The organism is Arachidicoccus ginsenosidivorans (assembly GCF_007971385.1).
Lineage (GTDB): Bacteria > Bacteroidota > Bacteroidia > Chitinophagales > Chitinophagaceae > Arachidicoccus > Arachidicoccus ginsenosidivorans.
The window spans coordinates 2,002,246-2,021,594 of record NZ_CP042434.1; the positions used below are offsets into that span (position 1 = coordinate 2,002,246).

At 37.8% G+C, this 19,349-nt stretch carries 12 protein-coding genes; all 12 read right to left on the bottom strand.

Annotated elements, in window-relative coordinates:
- Positions 1-2 precede the first annotated feature (2 nt).
- On the bottom strand, positions 3-1,892 hold the full coding sequence (locus tag FSB73_RS08105) for an alpha/beta hydrolase-fold protein (RefSeq protein WP_225974618.1): 1,890 nt from the start codon (positions 1,890-1,892) through the stop codon (positions 3-5).
- A 480-nt stretch (positions 1,893-2,372) separates the two neighbouring features.
- A complete protein-coding gene (locus FSB73_RS08110; protein ID WP_225974619.1) occupies positions 2,373-4,208 on the bottom strand; it encodes a sialate O-acetylesterase in 1,836 nt (611 codons plus the stop codon).
- Between the two features lie 131 nt (positions 4,209-4,339).
- Positions 4,340-6,001, bottom strand: a complete 1,662-nt coding sequence (locus tag FSB73_RS08115; protein ID WP_225974620.1) for a glycoside hydrolase family 43 protein — start codon at positions 5,999-6,001, stop codon at positions 4,340-4,342.
- Between the two features lie 252 nt (positions 6,002-6,253).
- Complete coding sequence (locus tag FSB73_RS08120; RefSeq protein ID WP_146781011.1) at positions 6,254-7,072, bottom strand: endo-1,4-beta-xylanase; 819 nt, start codon at positions 7,070-7,072, stop codon at positions 6,254-6,256.
- A gap of 56 nt (positions 7,073-7,128) precedes the next feature.
- Entirely contained in the window at positions 7,129-7,959 is an 831-nt protein-coding gene (locus FSB73_RS08125; protein ID WP_146781012.1) for a hypothetical protein, read from the bottom strand.
- Between the two features lie 17 nt (positions 7,960-7,976).
- Complete coding sequence (locus tag FSB73_RS08130; protein WP_225974621.1) at positions 7,977-9,053, bottom strand: DUF5627 domain-containing protein; 1,077 nt, start codon at positions 9,051-9,053, stop codon at positions 7,977-7,979.
- Positions 9,044-10,813 carry a RagB/SusD family nutrient uptake outer membrane protein gene (locus FSB73_RS08135; protein ID WP_146781013.1) on the bottom strand — a complete coding sequence of 590 codons (1,770 nt, stop codon included), beginning with the start codon at positions 10,811-10,813 and terminating at the stop codon, positions 9,044-9,046. Before FSB73_RS08135 ends, FSB73_RS08130 begins: the two co-directional genes overlap by 10 nt.
- A gap of 26 nt (positions 10,814-10,839) precedes the next feature.
- Positions 10,840-11,328: a hypothetical protein gene (locus FSB73_RS24540; RefSeq protein ID WP_225974622.1), complete on the bottom strand. Its 489-nt coding sequence runs from the start codon at positions 11,326-11,328 to the stop codon at positions 10,840-10,842.
- A 128-nt stretch (positions 11,329-11,456) separates the two neighbouring features.
- Positions 11,457-11,768 (bottom strand): hypothetical protein, encoded by a 312-nt coding sequence (locus FSB73_RS24545; protein ID WP_225974623.1) that lies wholly within the window; start codon positions 11,766-11,768, stop codon positions 11,457-11,459.
- 62 nt (positions 11,769-11,830) lie between these two features.
- Positions 11,831-13,654, bottom strand: coding sequence for a SusC/RagA family TonB-linked outer membrane protein (locus FSB73_RS24550; RefSeq protein ID WP_225974624.1), 1,824 nt, complete (start codon positions 13,652-13,654; stop codon positions 11,831-11,833).
- 147 nt (positions 13,655-13,801) lie between these two features.
- A complete protein-coding gene (locus FSB73_RS08145; RefSeq protein ID WP_146781014.1) occupies positions 13,802-15,670 on the bottom strand; it encodes a RagB/SusD family nutrient uptake outer membrane protein in 1,869 nt (622 codons plus the stop codon).
- A 13-nt stretch (positions 15,671-15,683) separates the two neighbouring features.
- The gene (locus tag FSB73_RS08150) at positions 15,684-18,839 is read right to left on the bottom strand and encodes a SusC/RagA family TonB-linked outer membrane protein (protein ID WP_146781015.1); all 3,156 of its coding nucleotides are present in this window, start codon (positions 18,837-18,839) and stop codon (positions 15,684-15,686) included.
- Between the last annotated feature and the right edge of the window lie 510 nt (positions 18,840-19,349).

The window sequence follows — 19,349 nt, forward strand, 5'->3', positions numbered from 1 at the left end:
GCCTACTGAAATAACAAAGGTGCAAATTTGAACAAATCCATTCTCCATACCGGCCATGTGTGTCCACCCGGATATTCAAAATAATCATGTTTAATATGAAGTTCGTCTAGTTTGTTCATCATTATCCGGCAATTTTTATAAGCAATGTCGCTTTCTCCTCCATCTGCAATCCAGAAGACTTTTAAATCCGAATTTATCTTATCCGCATTTTTTGCAAGATAATCATATTGCGCACCGGCAACGTCTGTCATCATCGGCATAATCCACCCAGAGCTAAACACACCCAAATAAGAGAACATTTCAGTATCCTGAATCCCTGTATAAAGAGTATGTAGTCCACCAAAGGACAAGCCTGCCAATGCCCGACCGGCTGCGTCTTCCCTGACGCGATAGTTTTTTTCAACAAACGGGATCACCGATTGCAATAGTTCTGCTTTAAACAATTTTAATGCGTCTTCAATCGCTTTACCACTAAAACCACCTGTTCCAATATTCGCATCAGGCATCACAACCACCATAGGTTTGGCTTTCTTTTCGGCAATTAGATTATCTAGTATTAAATTGGCTTTACCTTGTCTGGCCCATCCTGTTTCATCCTCGCCACCGCCGTGCAATATATACAACACCGGGTATTTTGCCGAATCCAGTTCGTCATAACCCGGTGGTGTATAAACAAACACCTGCCGCCATGTGTTTGTAATTTTCGAAAAATAAGGCTGCATTGCAATCTTTCCATGTGGTACGTTTTTTAAACCATAAAAACCATCGCTGGAAAACGGAATCTCTATGCCGCTGGCCATTCGACCCATGCCATAGAATGTCTGGCTTGACGGATCAGCCACGCTGACACCGTCAATAATTAAAGAATAATAATGAAACCCTTCTCCTATAGAATCAGTGATAACCGTCCAAAGGCCGGTTTTATCTTTTTTCATGTCATATTTCTTCCCTAAATCAACCTGAACCGACATTGCATCGGGCGCTTTAATTTTAAAAATAACACGTCCATCTTGTAAAATCTCCGGATAATGCCCATTTCTGATATTAGTTGATGCGGGTAGTCCCACAAGGCTAAACTTGTCAAATATGGATTTATCTACCGGTTTAAATAGTAACTGAGAGAATAAATACAAAGAACTTTTCCAGACCTTAAAATCGTGCACACCAGGCATAATATAATAGATATGCGGCACAGCGTTCTCAACCAGAAAATCATGTGTGCGCCGGCTAAAACCTATGAGACCATCTTCATTCCCACAAGAGATCCATAATAACTTCAGATTATCCTTTGCCTTTTGCGGATTGGGCAATAACTCCTCCGGGTTTTTTGTATTTGGTGCGGCCGAAAATGCACCTATCCAGGCAAATTTATCCAAATGCCCTAGACCAAAATTTAAAGTCTGGCCTCCTCCCATTGATAGACCTGCGATAGCACGATGATCCTTATCTGTATATGCAGGATACTTCGATTCTATATATGGAATTAAATCATTTAATAAATCACCTTCAAAGGTTGCAAAAGCTTTTACTTTATCCGGTTCCATAATATTACCCGTCGCCCTGTCATCTTTCATGGCTCTTCCATTAGGCAGTACGACAATCATTGGAGCAAGTTTACCCTTTGCATATAGATTATCCAGTATAACCTGAGGATGTCCGCCATGTAGCCATTCATATTCATCGCCACCAATGCCATGCAAAAGGTATAACACTGGATACTTTTTAGCGGTTGAATAACCTGGAGGCGTATAAACCAATGCATTTCGCTCTGTACCCACTGTTTTGGAGACGTAATGTATTGTGTCTATATTTCCATGTGGGATATTCGATTCTACCACATCAAATCCAAATGGTACAGTTGTGGCCACATCCTGCGCGTTCGTACGAAGCATAAAAAAAACCGAAAAAATAAAAAAAACAAAAATGTGTTTCATAAATTATTAAGTTTAACTGACTATTACTTTTTTACATTAGGCGATTTAGAGAAGTTAAAAGCTAGTTACCAGATAGTCAAAAAAAGCACCATCCATCCTTGATGAGCATGATGGTCTATTACTTACAAGACAATAGAATTACCAGTAGTGTACCAAAAAAACAGCCATTTATTATTAAACGTTCTCTTCACACTATAAAAAAGTAGAACCATTTCTCCTGTTATAGCATTTTAATATTAATTTAAATAATATATTTAAGTGGAAAAATGGCACTACCTGGTTTCTAAATTATATCTAACCGTGATAAAGGTGCCTACGACACCTCGAAAAATACCCACCTATAACTGCTACACCGCCTGCGAAAACCAAAGTTGTTAATCATACCAAGTAAATTAATAAATGCTATCTAATTTCCCAAATCGATCCAGGGCCATCTGCTCAATTGCATTCCATTTCAAATGGAGAAGCAGGCAGTCCTTCCTTATTTGATAAATTTGGATCCACGGGATTGTCCGACCATGCATATCTCACAAATTTTGGGTCTTTCACTTCCTCGTTCCATAACAAAATCTGACTACCTTCAATTTTTGCATGAGCCCAAACGAACTTCTTATCAGCCCCTGCTATTGCAAACTCTTGCAGATCTTCACTGTCACTTGTTATCAGACCACCTCCAACGCTTGTAAAAAATACCCTCACTTTATCGCCTTCCTTTTTTGAAAAACGGGCAACAGGGCCCGTATAAACAATATCTGCCCCATACGCAATTTTTTCCGCGGCCAGTGCAAGGCGTTTCCCTACCGGCTTTTTCCTGTCCGGATGAATATCATTCCACTCTCCCAGGTCAATGGCGACAGCCATTGCAGTATTTGGGATTGATAAAGTTTGGCGTTGCGATTCTCTTAATTCCGCCCAATTGCTTTCGGTGGGCAAATAATTAAAGTCCCCAAAGCCTGGTAATTGAACATATAAAAAAGGAATATTGCCCATGTTCCATTTTTCTCTCCAATCTGCAATCAGAGCAGGCAGCAATTGCCCATATTCCTGAGCATTCCCCGTATTGCTTTCACCTTGGTACCATATAAAACCTTTGATAGCGTAGCCTTTTTCCGGTGCTACCATGGCATTATAAAGTGCCGTCGGGGCATTTTGTGCCGAGAACGGGAACACCCTTCTTGCATGCCTGTTCGGAACAAAGACTTCTCCTACTTTATACGTCCAATAACCCTTAAGATCAATTGTATCTTCGCCAAAGAACATATAATAAGGTTTGTCCGGGACAAATCCACCCTTACCTGATTGATTCGTAACACGAATAACAAACAGGTTTTTACCTGCTTTTAACAAGCCGGCTGGAACAGTATATCTTCTTTGTGGATATTGATACGAGGTATTGCCCACCCGATTACCATTAATGTATAATTCGTCTGCATCCACAATCCTGCCCAAATAAACCTTTGCGGATTTGCCGGACATCGAAGCGGGGACCTCAATTTCTTTTCGGTACCAGACAACCCCATTCAAATTCCTTATCCCCTGATCTTCCCAATAACCCGGAATGCCTATTTGACGCCACCCTTTAGGTATAAAAGCAGTACTATACCAAGGTGTTGTACCAGAAAGGCCCTTATCTACAGGCTCGCTTTTGCCAGAGGGTGGATGATTTAAATATCCTGCTTCTGTTTCTGGTCTTTCCTTATTAGTCGCAATTGTCTTCAATATAGTAGGAAAGCTCTTAAAGCCGCTTGCACCAATCCATGCTTCAATAGGAGTACCGCCCACACTTGCATTAATAATACCAATCGGTACATGATACCTATCAAATAAACTCTTTGCGAAAAAATAGGCTACTGCCGAAAACGCTCCAATATCTTGTGGGACAGCTGCCTTCCAGGAGCCTGCAGGCAAATCCTGTACAGGACCCATTAAATTTGTTAGTGTAGGGATCCAGAACTGTCTAATTTGAGGATTATTGGCATTAGCAATAACCTCAGGATAATAAACACTATGCAAACTCAATTGGTGTACCATATTAGACTGACCAGAACAAAACCACACATCACCGATCAGAATATCATGAAGTACAATTCTATTCTTACCTTTGATTTCCATCGTATATGGCCCACCAGCTTTCATGGCCACCAAAGACACCTTCCATTTACCGTTATCACTAGCTTGGGTTGTATATGTTTTCCCATAGAATTTAACGGTAACTGCTTCACCTTTGGATGCCCATCCCCAAATATTGATTTTTGCATCCCTTTGTAAAACCATACTGTCCCTTACAAGGCGAGGCAACCTAACTTGTGCGCTTACCGACATAGCAATTGACAGACTAAAACAAATCAAAATGTATATTCGCGCCATATTTTATAATTTCAAGAATGCCAATATTTTTTAGCGAACTAAATATCCTCTCCTTTATATTCAAACCAGTCAAATTTTGCTACGTTGACTGAAGGTATCCCATTTGATGTACCATATAATCCAAACATAGAACCTACAAAGCCTCCCGCCTCTTTAGTGCTTAGAAACTTTCCGTTCACATCGGCTTTTAATAATTTCCATTTGTTTGCACCTGTAGAATAATAAAAAGAATACTTATCCTTGTCTGCACTTATCTTGAGATCAATATAATTACGATCCGCACCGATGTTTACTGATGCAATTAATTCATCCTTTCCGCTTTTATCTGTAACAGATTTGAATAATTCAACCACATCCTCATTGTTTTTTACGGATTTACACAAGTAATAATAGTGGCTCTCACTTTGAAAAATCAGCAACCCTGCGCTTTCGTTTTCTTTAGTTGTGTTAAAAAACAAACGCGTTTTTGCTGAACAGACTAAATTAGACTGCCTGAATCCAATAAATGCAGGATTATCAAATTGGGCCACAGTCACAGGTTTCAAAGGCAGTTCCAATTTTCCATTGTGGAATTTATATAAATCTGCAGTAGGATTTCGGAGCATCACAAATCTAAAGTTGAGATTCGAACTGCTAAAATCGTCTGCGAATAAAAAATCCCCACTAAATTTACTTTCAACTTTTTTTGTCGAAGAATACGGCACCGGATATTGCCGAGCCACCTCCGATCCCGAAGGCACGATTATTGGCCAACCATCTTTCCAAGTCACGGGCACCATAAATGTTTCCCTCCCTGTATTAAAATAATCCCCAATGTAAGGACGGCAGCCAAGAAAGACCGCATACCATTTTCCACCTGGTGTCTCAACTAAATCGGCATGTCCAGTGCAGGTAATTGGATTGGCCCTTGATGGATTCAAATCCCTCTGTGTAAGTATGGGATTATCTTTATATGCAACAAAACTATCAGAAAGATTCTTACTTCTAAAGATCACTTCCGAATGGGCCTCTGCAGTTCCGCCTTCTGCACACATTAAATAATACAATCCTTTAATTTTATAGAGGTGTGGGCCCTCAATCCATACAGGGTGCTTAGAAATATCTGAGCCCCCATTGACGATGATTTTATTCTCTCCAATAGTTTTCTGCCGTTGTACATCGTACTCAATTAGGCGAATTGTCCTATGTCCGTTGTATAAGGACTGGTTATCAGGTGGTACACTATTGTATGTAATATACGTCCTCCCATCATCATCGAAAAACAAAGATGGATCTATCCCATTGACCTCAGGTAAATATATTGGGTCGCTCCACGGGCCTTTTGGGTCTGTCGCCGTAATTATAAAATTGCCACCTTTTGTGACATTTGTACATATAATATAAAATATGCCCTCATGATATCGTATGGTGGGAGCAAATAGACCTTGGGAAACCCTGCCTCCCGCTAATGAAAATTGTTCATTCCTATTCATTGCATTACCAATCTGCACCCAATTTACTAAATCTTTACTTTGCATAATTGGAAGACCAGGAAAGTATTCAAAACTGGAATTTACCAAGTAATATTCATCTCCTACTCTGCAAATACTCGGATCCGGATAAAATCCTCCAAGTATGGGATTGTTATACGTTAATTGCCCATGAGCCGCACTAAAAATGAGCATACAGACAAAAAAGATACTAAAAATTGGTCTTTTCATTCGATTATAATTCATTTAAAATCGACTGACCTCACTTTACTACTAAAAATCAAAAACCAATTGTAGAAAAGCCGTCAGTGCTTAAACTTTCAAAAACACAAACTATTTCTCCTTATATATTATAAAAAAGCACAAGGTGCGTGACTGCGTAAAGTTGTCAATTCATGGGTTGTCATCTCTACATAATACGCGTTAAAAATATGGAAGATCGCACAAAAACAATATTAATAACATCGCTTCTTATTTTATATTTTAATTATTTTGTAATCCCTCAACAACTCCCTTATATGCTTGCTTACGGTTGTTTTGCATATTCCACAACCCCACAGGTTCACCGGGTCTCCAATTTGATGAAGATGATTGATCAACCGGACTTCTAAATGAAATCCCCGCTCTTTGTGCCGCCGGTATTAGCTTATTATACGCCTCAACAAACCATTGATATTTATCTGCCTGACGCTGATACGTTTCAGTGGTTGTCTGATTGGCACTACCACCGGTGCCAATATCTAAAGAAGAAATCTTAATCAATTTACCGGTGCCTGCAAGTTCACTTAATAAAGTTTCTACTTGGACCGTATCTGAATTTATATTTAAAGCCAATTCAGTAGCAATTCCATCAACTTTTGCGCCTTTCTGTTCCGTGTATTTTATAAAATCAGATAATCCTTGCACTTTTGCCCTGTTGTTTAAAAGATTGGTTTCTGTAATAAAAACTTTATTGGTGGCATCGCTATATTTACGCAAAGTATCTATGGCAATGGCTGCATAATCCTTTCCTAAGTAATCCTGCCAGTAAAATGTATTGGCGGGCAAAACTTCAATCGTTTTTCCAGTGCGAATCTGGGCGGGGTTATCATCGTCCATAGGCTCTTTAACTACACTCCATGAACCTACATGACCTTTGCCGGTCAGCACCACTGCTTTCACCCATCTGCCAAGTTCACCTCTAATAATATTCGCTTTCTGTTCATCAGATTTTCTGATTGTATCTCCTGAAATCTTCCAGTTCATTCTAACATTATCTAATAAATAATCAGGAGCCCCGGTTTGGGAACCTATTGTCAACACAAATGAGGTTAGTTTCTTTTGGTCTGTGGATAAATTTAAATTCTCCAAAGGCAGGACTATAAGACCTCTTCCCCATTGATCTCCGGCAATTCCGAAGCTGGAGGGCCCCCATAGCCCGTTAAAGAAGGATTCCCATAGCCTTCAGTAATAGCCATTCTCATTCCGGCACCATAAAAACCACAACAACCCCCTCCCTTAAAATCAACAGAAACTGATTCGTATTGACCTAAGGTTTTCCCATCGGGTAGGTTAACCTTAAATTGTGGAAAAGCAGTACCGGTAACCTTTAAAATCCTAACAGCATTTCCACTTTTCCCATCAGGATCAGCCACAATTGTAGCACTGGCATCACCGGTCGTTGTTGGAAAGTCGTCTCCTATAGTACTACTTTCAAAGTCAACTACAACATCGGAGCCTGAAGTACCTTGCAAAATACTGTCAGCTAATAAACTGTTCAAATAGGCAGCATTTTGGTTTTTATGCCAAATAATCGAGCCTGCATATACAGATAAACCCGTTGTATCATTAGCCTCTAATGCCTCACGAAAATCATTCAATGTAATGGAATCAGAGCCTTGTACATAATTTAAATGGTTTAATTTGTCTGTAAAGGTAATCTGATCGAAATGTTCCTGAAGCATCCTATATAGCAATGAATTATTAACCAAATCGTTAAATGTCAGTTCTACCCCAAGTTTGAAATTAATTTGTCCGTTATAATTTACATATGATTTTAGGGGCTTATATGAGTTTAACACTTCCTGGTCAATTAAACTTTGTGGTTTATCATATTGACTTTCATTTGAATCAAATTTTGCGCAACCCAAAGACATAAAAATATATGCTGTGAAAACAACTAATAACCAATATTTATTAAAAATTTTCATGATTCGATTTTGTTAAGTTAATTATAACTAATGATTGGATTATAATATTCTGGGCTAACTCCTCTATCTCTGACAACAAGTGTATCCAATGTTTGTGCGGACAATTGCGCCATTGAAACATCATAATTTAAATAAAGGACATCCCGATCACTATTGCCCCAACTATTTTTATCTCCCTTCTTCACAAATGTTCCTGTTCCTGAAGCAGTCACCCCAGTTGTAGCAGAACTTATTGTACAATTATTCTGGTCATCGAATTTTAATATTAAGTCTATGGTTACATTGCTACCATTTTTATCTTTGAAGGTTACAGGAAAATCAGCCTCACTTAAAGATTTCGTCGTTAAGTTATTAACTTCGTCCTTTTCCACGTAAGTTTGATGTCTTATTAATTCAGTCGTTTGCGCATCGCCGGCATAGGTAATAACATCTTTTCCTCTTCTTAAATAATGCCCGTTCCATGGATTAACATACTTAACCATATATAATACATAATCCTTGGGAGGAATAGTCCATTCAGAACCGTTTCTACGATCAGGGCTTTCCAAAGGAGAATTTCCACGTAAGATGGAATCAACACCCATAGCTTTGGTTAGTACCAGAGGAATTGCATAGGTGTTTTTAATCGCCAAAGGATCAGCGAAGAAGGCATCGGTAAACTCGACTTGAACACCTCCTAATATATTTCCGGGAGCTATAGATATTTGTTTGGACACCAATTTGTAATATGAGGAAGGCATCGGTAATATCTCAGACCCGTTCTTTTCAAAATAAAAGTTATTGCATAGAGTGTCAACAACTGTATAATCCACTAAAACCTGATTTTTATTGGCACGCGTTCCTCCAATAGTAGCCTCAATATTAATTTTGTGCTTATTATCCAATGTGTTATCAACATTTAAATCCTCACCTAGTTCAATAGTTCTTATCGGATATTGGGATGCAAAATACACAGTAGTATAATCGAAATCAGGATATGTAATTGATTGGTTCTTTGTGCAAGAGGCAAAAACCAATAGTATTCCACACGTTATAAATTTAAACCACTTCATATCATTAATTAATTTAGTTTTTGCTTTAAAATTTATTTCCATCCTTTATTTTGTTGCAAATTGGGGTATTTTAGAATTTCGGAATAAGGAATCGGACCGTAATACATATAATCTGTAAAATTTCTACTTTCCACATCGATATTTTTTATTACATCCCCATTCACATCTAACCCGGTAGCAATTGTATTTAGATTTGATTTCCAACGTCGAAGATCCCAGAACCTAAATCCCTCAAAACAAAGTTCCAAACGACGCTCATTATGTATTAAATCACGCATCTTCTCTTTACTTTCCATACATGATTCTAAATAAGGATCGCTCCCTCCACTATTCAGACCAGCTCTACCGCGAATGGCTTTAATAATATCATAAGCGCTGTAGGAATGTGAGCCTGTGCCCGTAGGTCCCCAAGCTTCATTAGCGGCCTCGGCATAATCTAAATAAATCTCAGTGTATCTTATCCTGGGTTTATAGTGGGTCTGACCCGTTACAGATGCCGGATTGCAGTTAACACTCATATTTAATCTTTTTTTCATATAATAGCCGGTTCTGGTTGAAGTCTCCTTAATATTAATTCCATCATCAGTACCGGAGGCAGATCCTGTATAAATGGTGCTCGCATTTACACCTTCTGAACTGCCATTATAGATAATATATAATGCCAGACGAGGATCTCTGTTTTTATAAGGATATTTAGGATCATAACCGCTGGCTGAATTAGTTATAGGATACCCATTATTCATAGGAAATGCATCAACAAGATTTTGTGTTGGATTCATATATCCTTTCCCGAATAGTGAAGGAGGGTAGTTATTGCTTTCCTCATCAGAATTATTTGTCGATAAATTCTCACGCCAGATAATTTCAGGTGGATTTATACCTTCACTCAAGTTTCCGATCTCAGTAGTATTTGTGTAATATGTTGCACCTTTGGCAGGAAGGGCCGAAACGCCACCTTTGTAATCAATCACCGTTGCGGCTGCATTTGCAGCATCAGCCCACGTACCTGGATTGTTGGGTGATTGAAACGCAGGGCTCGCAGCAAGTAATGCCATCCTGGTTCTGATCGATTTTGCAATTAGTCCATTATATAGTTGTCTCGAATAATGTCCCATTACCCTATTATATACTTCGGGTGTTTGTGTGATTTTACTAAATCTTTCCGGAATCAGTGCTGCGGAACTAACATCTTCATAATCAAATGGCAAATCAACATCCGCACTATCTAAATCCTTATAAACCTGCTTTAAACACTCGGCAAAGGTAGCCCTGGGGACATTAAAATCCGAATTTACAGTCTGAAATTCTGTAATAATAGGCACCCCTAATAAAGTACCATCCCCACCAAATCCTGCATGGTTACGAAGCAGATAATACATAAATAAAGCTCTAAGCCCAAATGCTTCACCCCGCATCCTAATGGTAAAAAGCTGGTCCGCTGCAGTATCATCGGCCCAGTGAACCTTTGGTGAATTCTGTAAAAACAAATTTAAATACTGAATAGCACCGTAGGCACTTTGCCAAAGATTAGTAGGATTGTTTGTTGCCGTCCAAGCTCCGGAGGCAAGCTTCAGGTAGGCATTGCTTTTCTGATTTGTAACTGCATCATCAGTGGCATAATCACAGTCATCATAGTAGGTAGGAATTGAGCGATATGCATTTACAAGAAAACCTTGAGCATAAGCTGGATCCGTGTACATCTGCTCTACTGTCTTCAAATTCTCGGGCTCTGGCGTAAATATTTTTTCACAGCCACACGCAAATAAAATAAAGCATCCAGATATTAATAATAATTTATTCATATAAGTATTAATTTATATTCATTAGATTAGAAAGAAATCTTAAATCCAAAGTTGTAAAAACGATACTGGGGAGCGGAACCTATATTTGTTTCCATCATCTTATGTTCCTTTGAAAAAACCAGTAAGTCATCTCCTTTAAAATAAACACTTAAACCACGGACAAAACCTTGTTTAAACACACTCTTATCAAAATCATATGTCAACTGAACTCTGGATAAATTAAACCGATTTGTTTTATAGAGCCAAAATGTTGAATTTTGAAAATTATTACTACTAGCTGTAGTGGTCAATCGAGGATAGGTCGCTGTATTTTTAGTAGCTTCTGTCCAACGCCCCCAAACGACGTCAGAATACTTCGCTGCACCATTTACCCAGTAGTACGAACTATTTTTAAAACCTATTGCACCGGAATTTCCAGAACCTAATACAAACAGTGTCAGGTTCTTCCATTTTAAGGTCAAATTCAAACCAAAGGTAAAGGGTGCGGCCGCCCAACCATTATGACCCAAATCCACCTGATCTCTGCTATCAATTACACCGTCATTATTAACATCCTTATACTTAATATCGCCAGGCTTAACTGTTCCGAAACTTTGGGTTGCATGGCTACTAATTTCATCTTCATTCTGGAAGAAACCTTCACTTATGTATCCCCAGTAAGCATCAAGGGTCTACCTGCTCTATCCTGATAACTATTATCATAGATTTCATCTCTGTGCATAGCCTGAGATGCATAAATTAAACCACTGAAACCAAGTGAGGTGTATACATTACCAATTTTTTTGTTGACTTTAACTGAAAAATCTAGGCCACTTCGTCTGTCTTCATTATAATTTAAATAAGGCAAAAATGAAAAGTCCCAATTTGAAAAATATGAAGGAAAAAGAGTAGACGCCCCTTGAGTTAGCAAACCATTTGTGTTTTGTACAAAATAGTTGGCATCTAAAGTTATCATGTTGTTGAATAATCCGGCGTCTAATCCAACACGATATTCTTTCCTGTCTATAAAAGTTAAATCTAAATTCTCACCTCGGGTAGAACCGGTAGTCCAACCTCCCGCAACACCATCCCGCCACTGATACCATCCGCCTTCATTATTAAAGGCCCCTGATATAAATAATAATCTGATATATCAAGATCCTGCTTGAGATCGGAATAAGCAGCCGTTATTTTTAAATAATTAATGAAATTTATGCTATTTTTAAAGAAATCCTCATCACTAATCTTCCAACCAAGGGTAAAACTGGGAGAGAACCCATTTCTATGGCCAGGAGCCAGTTTTGCAGAATGTATCATTGAACCTGCAAAATTAAAATAATACCTTTGTGCATAGTCGTAGCCCATTTGTAATCCTAAATTAGTGTTTATTGTTGGTTGATAAGTGCTACCTCCGTGTCCCTCATCATTCGAATAACGTGTTTTGTACCCCCAACCCAATAAAGTAGCGCTTACATTATTTACCTTCCCAAATTTATTTACATAATCAAATTGTGCACGCATGGAAGAGGTCTGAGAATAGGTTGTTTGACCAATATATTCATTAGTAGAATTCTTATCATTATTATACTTTGTCAATCCTCCGATAATATCCTTACCATCGTATGTTGTCCATTGAGGCTCATAAACAGCATAGTCCAATTTATACCCCTCTGCATATATATCATTGTAGTCCATGCTATATGCTGCATTAAAAGAAAGTCCTTTAAGCATCGTTCCCAGATCCGCTTTTGCATTAACATCGAACATAAAAGTTCGAGTTTTGGTCTTCACGTAACCTGCGGCTAACATATCCGAAAATGCATTGGTTTGATCGGTGGAAGTACCTCCCAAAAGATACTTTCCATCTATTAAATGGTTACTGTGATCAACAATCATTTGCAAATTTGGATTATCTAAATCCAACATGTCGAGGGGAATTAAAGGCGAAAACCAATTCGGTCTCAAAGTCGCAGATGCACCCCAAAAATCTCCCCTTCCATCATAATTATTATTAAAATTCGCGACTGCACTAGTCGAAACAGAAAGCCATTTTGAAAGATTCATATCTACATTGGCTCTTAAATTCATGGCAACATTATTATTCTTATTCGCATAACCATATCTTAATATATCATTGTTGTAAGCTAGTCCAATATTAGTATAATAGCGCGCAGATTCACTACCGCCGTATACTTCTGCAGTTAAATCTGATTTATTATAGGATTTTTTTAAATATTTAGAATTAAAAAATCCTATATCAGGATATTTGTACGGATTCACACCAACACTCGTATTATAGATCTGTTCCTGTGTATATTTCTCGGCAATTCCGTCATTTTTAGAAGCTTCATTATATAGTGTCATATAATCTGCGGCACCTAAATATTTGGGGTAATACTTTGGTACATATAAACCTGAATTAGCACGAACATCAATTCTGATCGGGCTAATTTGCCCCTTTTTTGTTGTTATCAAAATAACGCCCTTTGCACCATTGCTACCATATAATGCAACAGCATCGCCAGATTTCAAGACTTTAACAGACTGCACTTCTACCATCCGCACATAGGATGCATCGCGCGGAACGCCGTCCACAAGAACAAGTCCTGCCTGTCCCCAAATATTTCCATTATAGCCCCCGACAAAACTCTGTAAATTATCGAGGCTATATGTACCGTAACCTTTAGTAATGATATTTTTCACATCAACAGTGCCAGTACCTCCTAATGAATCTAGATCATTCACCACTTCATTTTGTAAGTGAATAATACTGTCTAAGCTATTTTGCGCAGAAGCATGGGTTTTAGCAACTATGCTGATCACAAAAAGCAGCGTACAAATTTTTATAATTTTTTGCATCATCTTAAATAATAAATTTAAACTTTATATGAGCACCCTTCATTTACCCTTGTAGTAGTGTCTGTCCTGATTTTTAGTAACTTAATTTCAATTTAACTTACACAATCTTCGACAACCGCCTCCTTTTGAAAAAACAATTTTTAGATCTTTCTACCAGCCGGGATTTTGCTTAAAGCCAGGATACAAATTAACATCGGAAGTCAAAAAAGGAAACCAGTAATGTTTCTGACTTAAATGCCTTTCAACTATTGTCACTTCTCTAAAATTCTTGACTTTTTCATTTACGGGATCCGCATATATATCTTCATCTGGCATGTCCCTGTCAAATTCTACAGCCTTCTTTAATGTATATGGGCTTTCCGTTAATAACAGCCAGCGACGTAGATCAGTAAATCTATGCCCTTCAAATGCTAATTCAACGGCACGTTCTCTTCTAAGTTCTCCCATAAAATCATTTATATTGTTTAAGAATTTGCTATTCACATCTTCAACTCCAGCGCGTTCCCTTATCTTATTTACAGCATCTACGGCAGATAATCCATAGCCAGATGCCTTACTTTGGGGTGTACCATATCCTTCAGCAGTTGCCTCCGCATACATTAAATAAACATCAGATAGCCGCATTAAACTCAATATAAACACATTATTATCCTTAAAGCCATCCCAATCATTCATATATTGCGAAACAAATTTTGTTTCCATGTATCCCGTTAGTACAGCCTTATTTCCGTTGGCAGTACGATATAAGCCACCCGTATACAAACTAGCGTACTGGCGATGATCATCATTGCCCACATTTCCACCGTTTATAACACATTTAACACCATCAAAAGTAATATCATGATAGAAACGGGGATCCCTATCTTTCCATGGATGGGTCGGATCAAATCCGGAAGCAGGGTCAGTAATGGGAAGACCATTTTTCATCCCATAATAATCAACATAATTAGCAGTAGGGTTCACCTTGATACCGGATCCGTCGATAGTCATTGGTCTATAGTCATTTACCTGATTCCATCTCCACTGGTTTTCTGCCCCAATCAAGTTCTCCGTGAAAATCGATTCTTTTAACCCAGGAAGCTTGCCGCTCTGATTAAAAGTGTAAAAAAGTTGAGAATATTGAGAGAAATCTGCTAGTTGATAACGGCCTGTAGTTTCTGACAATTGCAAAGCCTTGGCAAAAGCATCTGCCGCTTTTTCACAATATTCCTTATTGTAATCACTGTTTCCAGTGGATTCTCTATTCATTAATGGACTTCCAGCCCAAAGTAAATCCTTACCTAAATAAGCTAAAGCCATTATTTTATTAATACGAATATTATTATTTCCCAATGTCTGCTTTCCAATCAGTGTCTCATCCCAGTCTATAGGTAATAAATCGGCAGCTTTCTGAAAATCTTCAGCAGCTTTATCTGCAGTTTGCTGATAATTAAGCCTTTCCAATTTTATGGGCTGATCGGCAGGAATCACCTGATCAACATAAGGCAAACCACCCCAATATTGCATTAGCATAAAATGAAACCAACCTCTAAAAAAATATAATTGTCCTGCAATCAAATCTTTCTCTTCCTGAGTAGCATCAGTCAATTTATCTAGATTTGCAATGCCTATATTCGCTTTTCTTATAGCATACCATGACAATCCCCATAGATGTCCTTTATCTCCCCTATTCTGGGACGAACCATTTCCTCCTGTCTTAAACCAGCTATAATAAGAAGTATTCCACCCCCAAAAATCACCTTGGTCAATAGCATAAGCAAGAAGCCTTGTTTCGCCAATTTCCCACATCTCATCTTCCCCAAAGTTCCAGTTATTATGGTAGTCTTGAGTAGATATTAGAGGAATACAATTATATAGTTCCTCAGTAAAGCCCTGAAAATTAGTAAAGTTTTTGTAGGCTTCCGTATCTGAAATATCTGACAGAGGAGACTTATCAAGATATTTCTTGCATGAGCTAAAACAGAATAAACTTAAAGTTAGTGTAAGCGCAAATAGATATTTAATTAAATTATCTTTCATGTCATTTATAATTTTACAGATTTATATCAATTCCGACGTTAAACCTTCTTACTGTAGGATAGGCACCAAAACTGGAGTTTCCACTAAAGTTTGATTCCCGGTCATCGGGCATTTTTGTCCACAGCAATAAATTATCTCCATTTACATATATTTTGCATGACTCCATGCCAAATCTTTTAATATATTGGCCAGTCAGAGTATATCCAATTTCTGCATTTTTCAGCCTTAGATATGATCCATCATACAAATATCTTGTTCCATTTGCTTCTGGGCCAACTGTCGTAGCCCAGCGCGGAAATGGAATATTTCCGCCATTTGCCAGCGTCCAATAAGTCCCTTCAACAAAGGCTACGTCAGAAGTTGAATGGAAGGTTGGGAAACTGACTTCTCTGGTTACATTATTAACACCATAGAATTGAATTATTATATTTAATCCTTTCCATTCTAATCCCCAGGTTGCATTATAAGTATTTTGAGGTGTACCCGTATATCCTTCTGGCGCCTGATCATATGTATCAATTACTCCATCACCATTAAAATCTATTATATTATAATCACCGGGTAATTTATTGTCATTATTAGTAGAACGTTGTGTACTTCCGTACAGATCATCCCAGGTTGTAATAAACCCTTCATTTAAATAAGATCTGGTTTGTCCAATTGCGTAATTGGCTTGTTTTTGATAAGCAGGTAACAATTCAGGATCATCTCTATAAATCACCTTGTTCTTGGCATGGGTGAGGCTCAAATTTACCCAGGCATGTAATTTATTAAAAGTATGGCTCAGTTTAAGTTGCACCTCGTAACCTTTCGCAATCACCTCCCCAAGATTTGCACTTGGAGCCGTTACACCAAAATAAGTAGGTATAGCTCTACCGCCACCACCTATGATGATATCCGTTCTATGATCCCTGAAAACATCCACACTACCTGATATGTCGTTATTTAAAAATCCAAAATCTACACCTAGATTCCTCTTTTCCATAGCTTCCCAATGTATATTAGGATTGCCAAGGGAACTAATCCTATAATAGGTATATGGTGTGTTAGCCGGTATTGTGCCCATCAATGTATTGCCTCCGTAAGACCATTGATCTGTATATAACCACCTTCCATTAACATTGTCATCACCAATCTTACCCCAGGATGCTCTGACCTTCAATAAATTCAAAAAATTTACATTTTTCAAAAAATCTTCATTACTTATAGTCCAGCCCGCAGCCATAGATGGGAAGAATGCCAATCGGTTATCTGCGGAGAATTTTTCTGATCCATTATATGCACCATTTCCCTCAAAGAAATATTTGGATTTATAATTATAAGTGGCTCTAAATACATAATCTTCGCGGTAATGATAAAATTCGCTACCAGATGCATATTTTTCTCTGGACAATAATGCCATTGCTGAGAGATCATGATCTCCAAATTTCCTGGCATAATTCAATTGAAATGAATAATTAAGTCTTCTGTAAGTAGCACCGGTATTTACATTACCACCTTGACTTGTCCAACGCACACCGTCCGAATAGTCCAGTTCAGTTCCTGTATTAATTTGTTGCAAATAATAAACTATTCCGGTTTCAGGATCAATCCATTTTCTTTGTGCATCATTATACAAATCATTGATACCTCTACCTGCCTCCTGAAAGGTATTGTCAAGTGAATAACTTCCCCTGAAATTAAGCCCTTTAGCAATCATTCTAAGATCTTGTTCCAAAATAAAGTCAGTTGTTAATTGCGTATTTGTTCTCTTCTCAACGCCCGACATAGCTAGAGAATATACCGAATTGGGAACATCCGCATTTCTTGGCGAATAGAATGCCCAAGTACCATCCGAGTAAATGGGGGGCATGGCATCAGGTGCGGTACGGTAAGCCGAGGCCCAGTAGGTCGCATCACCGTCGGATGCTCCCCATGGAACTTTTCTTAAACCATTTGACCCAAATAGTTTTGTTGAAAACTTGGTTGTTTTCGTTAAATTAAAATCTAGGTTACTGCGCACATTTACCCTTGTATATCCAAACCCTGAAGAATATCCTCTATTATTCTGAAAGGTTCTAAATAAATCTCCTTCATGCACAAAATCAATGGCGGCAAAGTATTTTACGAATTGGGAACCACCAGAAACATTGACACTTGTATTATAGGACATGGCATGGCTCTTAAATAATTCTTTTTCCCAATCTGTATTTGGATATTGATCACGCTCGGCATCTGATGCAGGAAATCTATATTTTAACAAGATATCCTCAGGTTTATAGGCCGTCCAGCCATTATCAGTTAGCATTAGTTCCCTCGCTATTACGCCATTTTTAAGCGTTAAAGCATCATAAGAATCATACTTTGCAGGTAACTTAGAAGCAATTTTCGTTGTAACATTCGATCTAATTTGAATTTTAGCCTTCCCTAGAAAACCTTGCTTGGTGGTTATCAAAATAACACCGTTTGCTCCTTTTACGCCAAAAACAGCAGTAGCTGATGCATCTTTAAGAACTGTAACTGTGGCAACTGACGATATATCAATTTGACTTATTGGACGCTCTACACCATCAACTAATATAAGCGGAGCGCTATTATTCCAAGAAGTAGCTGCACGTATGACAATTTGAGGATCTTCTGCTCCGGGCATCCCTGTGGAGGAGCTAGTAATTAACCCCGGTAAATTCCCAGTTAAAGCCATCCCTAAATTTGTAACGCCGCCTGAATGATTCAACACCTCTCCTGTTGTTTGAACAATTGAGCCTACGACGCTTTCTTTGTTTTGTTTTCCATATCCGACCACTACCACACTATCCATTTCAGCGATTTCTGGCTTTAAATGAATCACCAAATGGCTTTTTGAACCTCTAACGAAAACCTCCTCATCTTTATACCCTACATATCTGACCAACAATTTTGCTGAGGCTCCTTCATATTTTATCAAAAATTCACCAGAATTATTCGTTATGGCCGAACTGTTTCTACCATCAACGGTGAGTATACTTGCTCCAATAACTGGTTCATTTTTTTCATTGACAACCAGTCCTTCTACGATATCTTTTTGTTTTTTATTACCATTGGCTTGTCCAAGCGTCAACTGAACCGGTAATAATAAAACAATTAAAATAGCCCAGATTTTATTATAATCTATTAGGGCGCCAAAATTTCGACAGATTTTGCAATTAAACATACCTTTTTCTGTTTATTATTTAATACGTGTCATAATATAAGTGGTGTAATCAAATGATATAAGCACTTAGATGGTTTAGAAACAATTCCCAAATTTTCATTAATTAAAAAAACAATCGATTGCCATTTTTAATCAAAATTTTTTCTCTCAGATTTTTACTTAACGGCTTTCTATATTCATTAAGAATGTCTTTATGTTTTTACTCACAAACTATTTCTTGTACAATTTCCTGGGATTTAACAAATTTAAAAGCATGATGCATTATATCTCAATAATAAATAATGTCGCTCATATAAGGCCGTTTGATCATCATTTAAAGCGATTCAATGGTATAGATAATAGATCTTCGTGTTTTAATTTTAGCGTAATATTCTAATATCACTTTTAAACAATATAATGTTAATATTTCAAGAGTAAGAATAATTTCAATCGATTGCAATTAATTAATAAAAAAAATATCTGATGCCCTGTAATAACCTTATAATTTATAACTGCTTGAATATTATTATA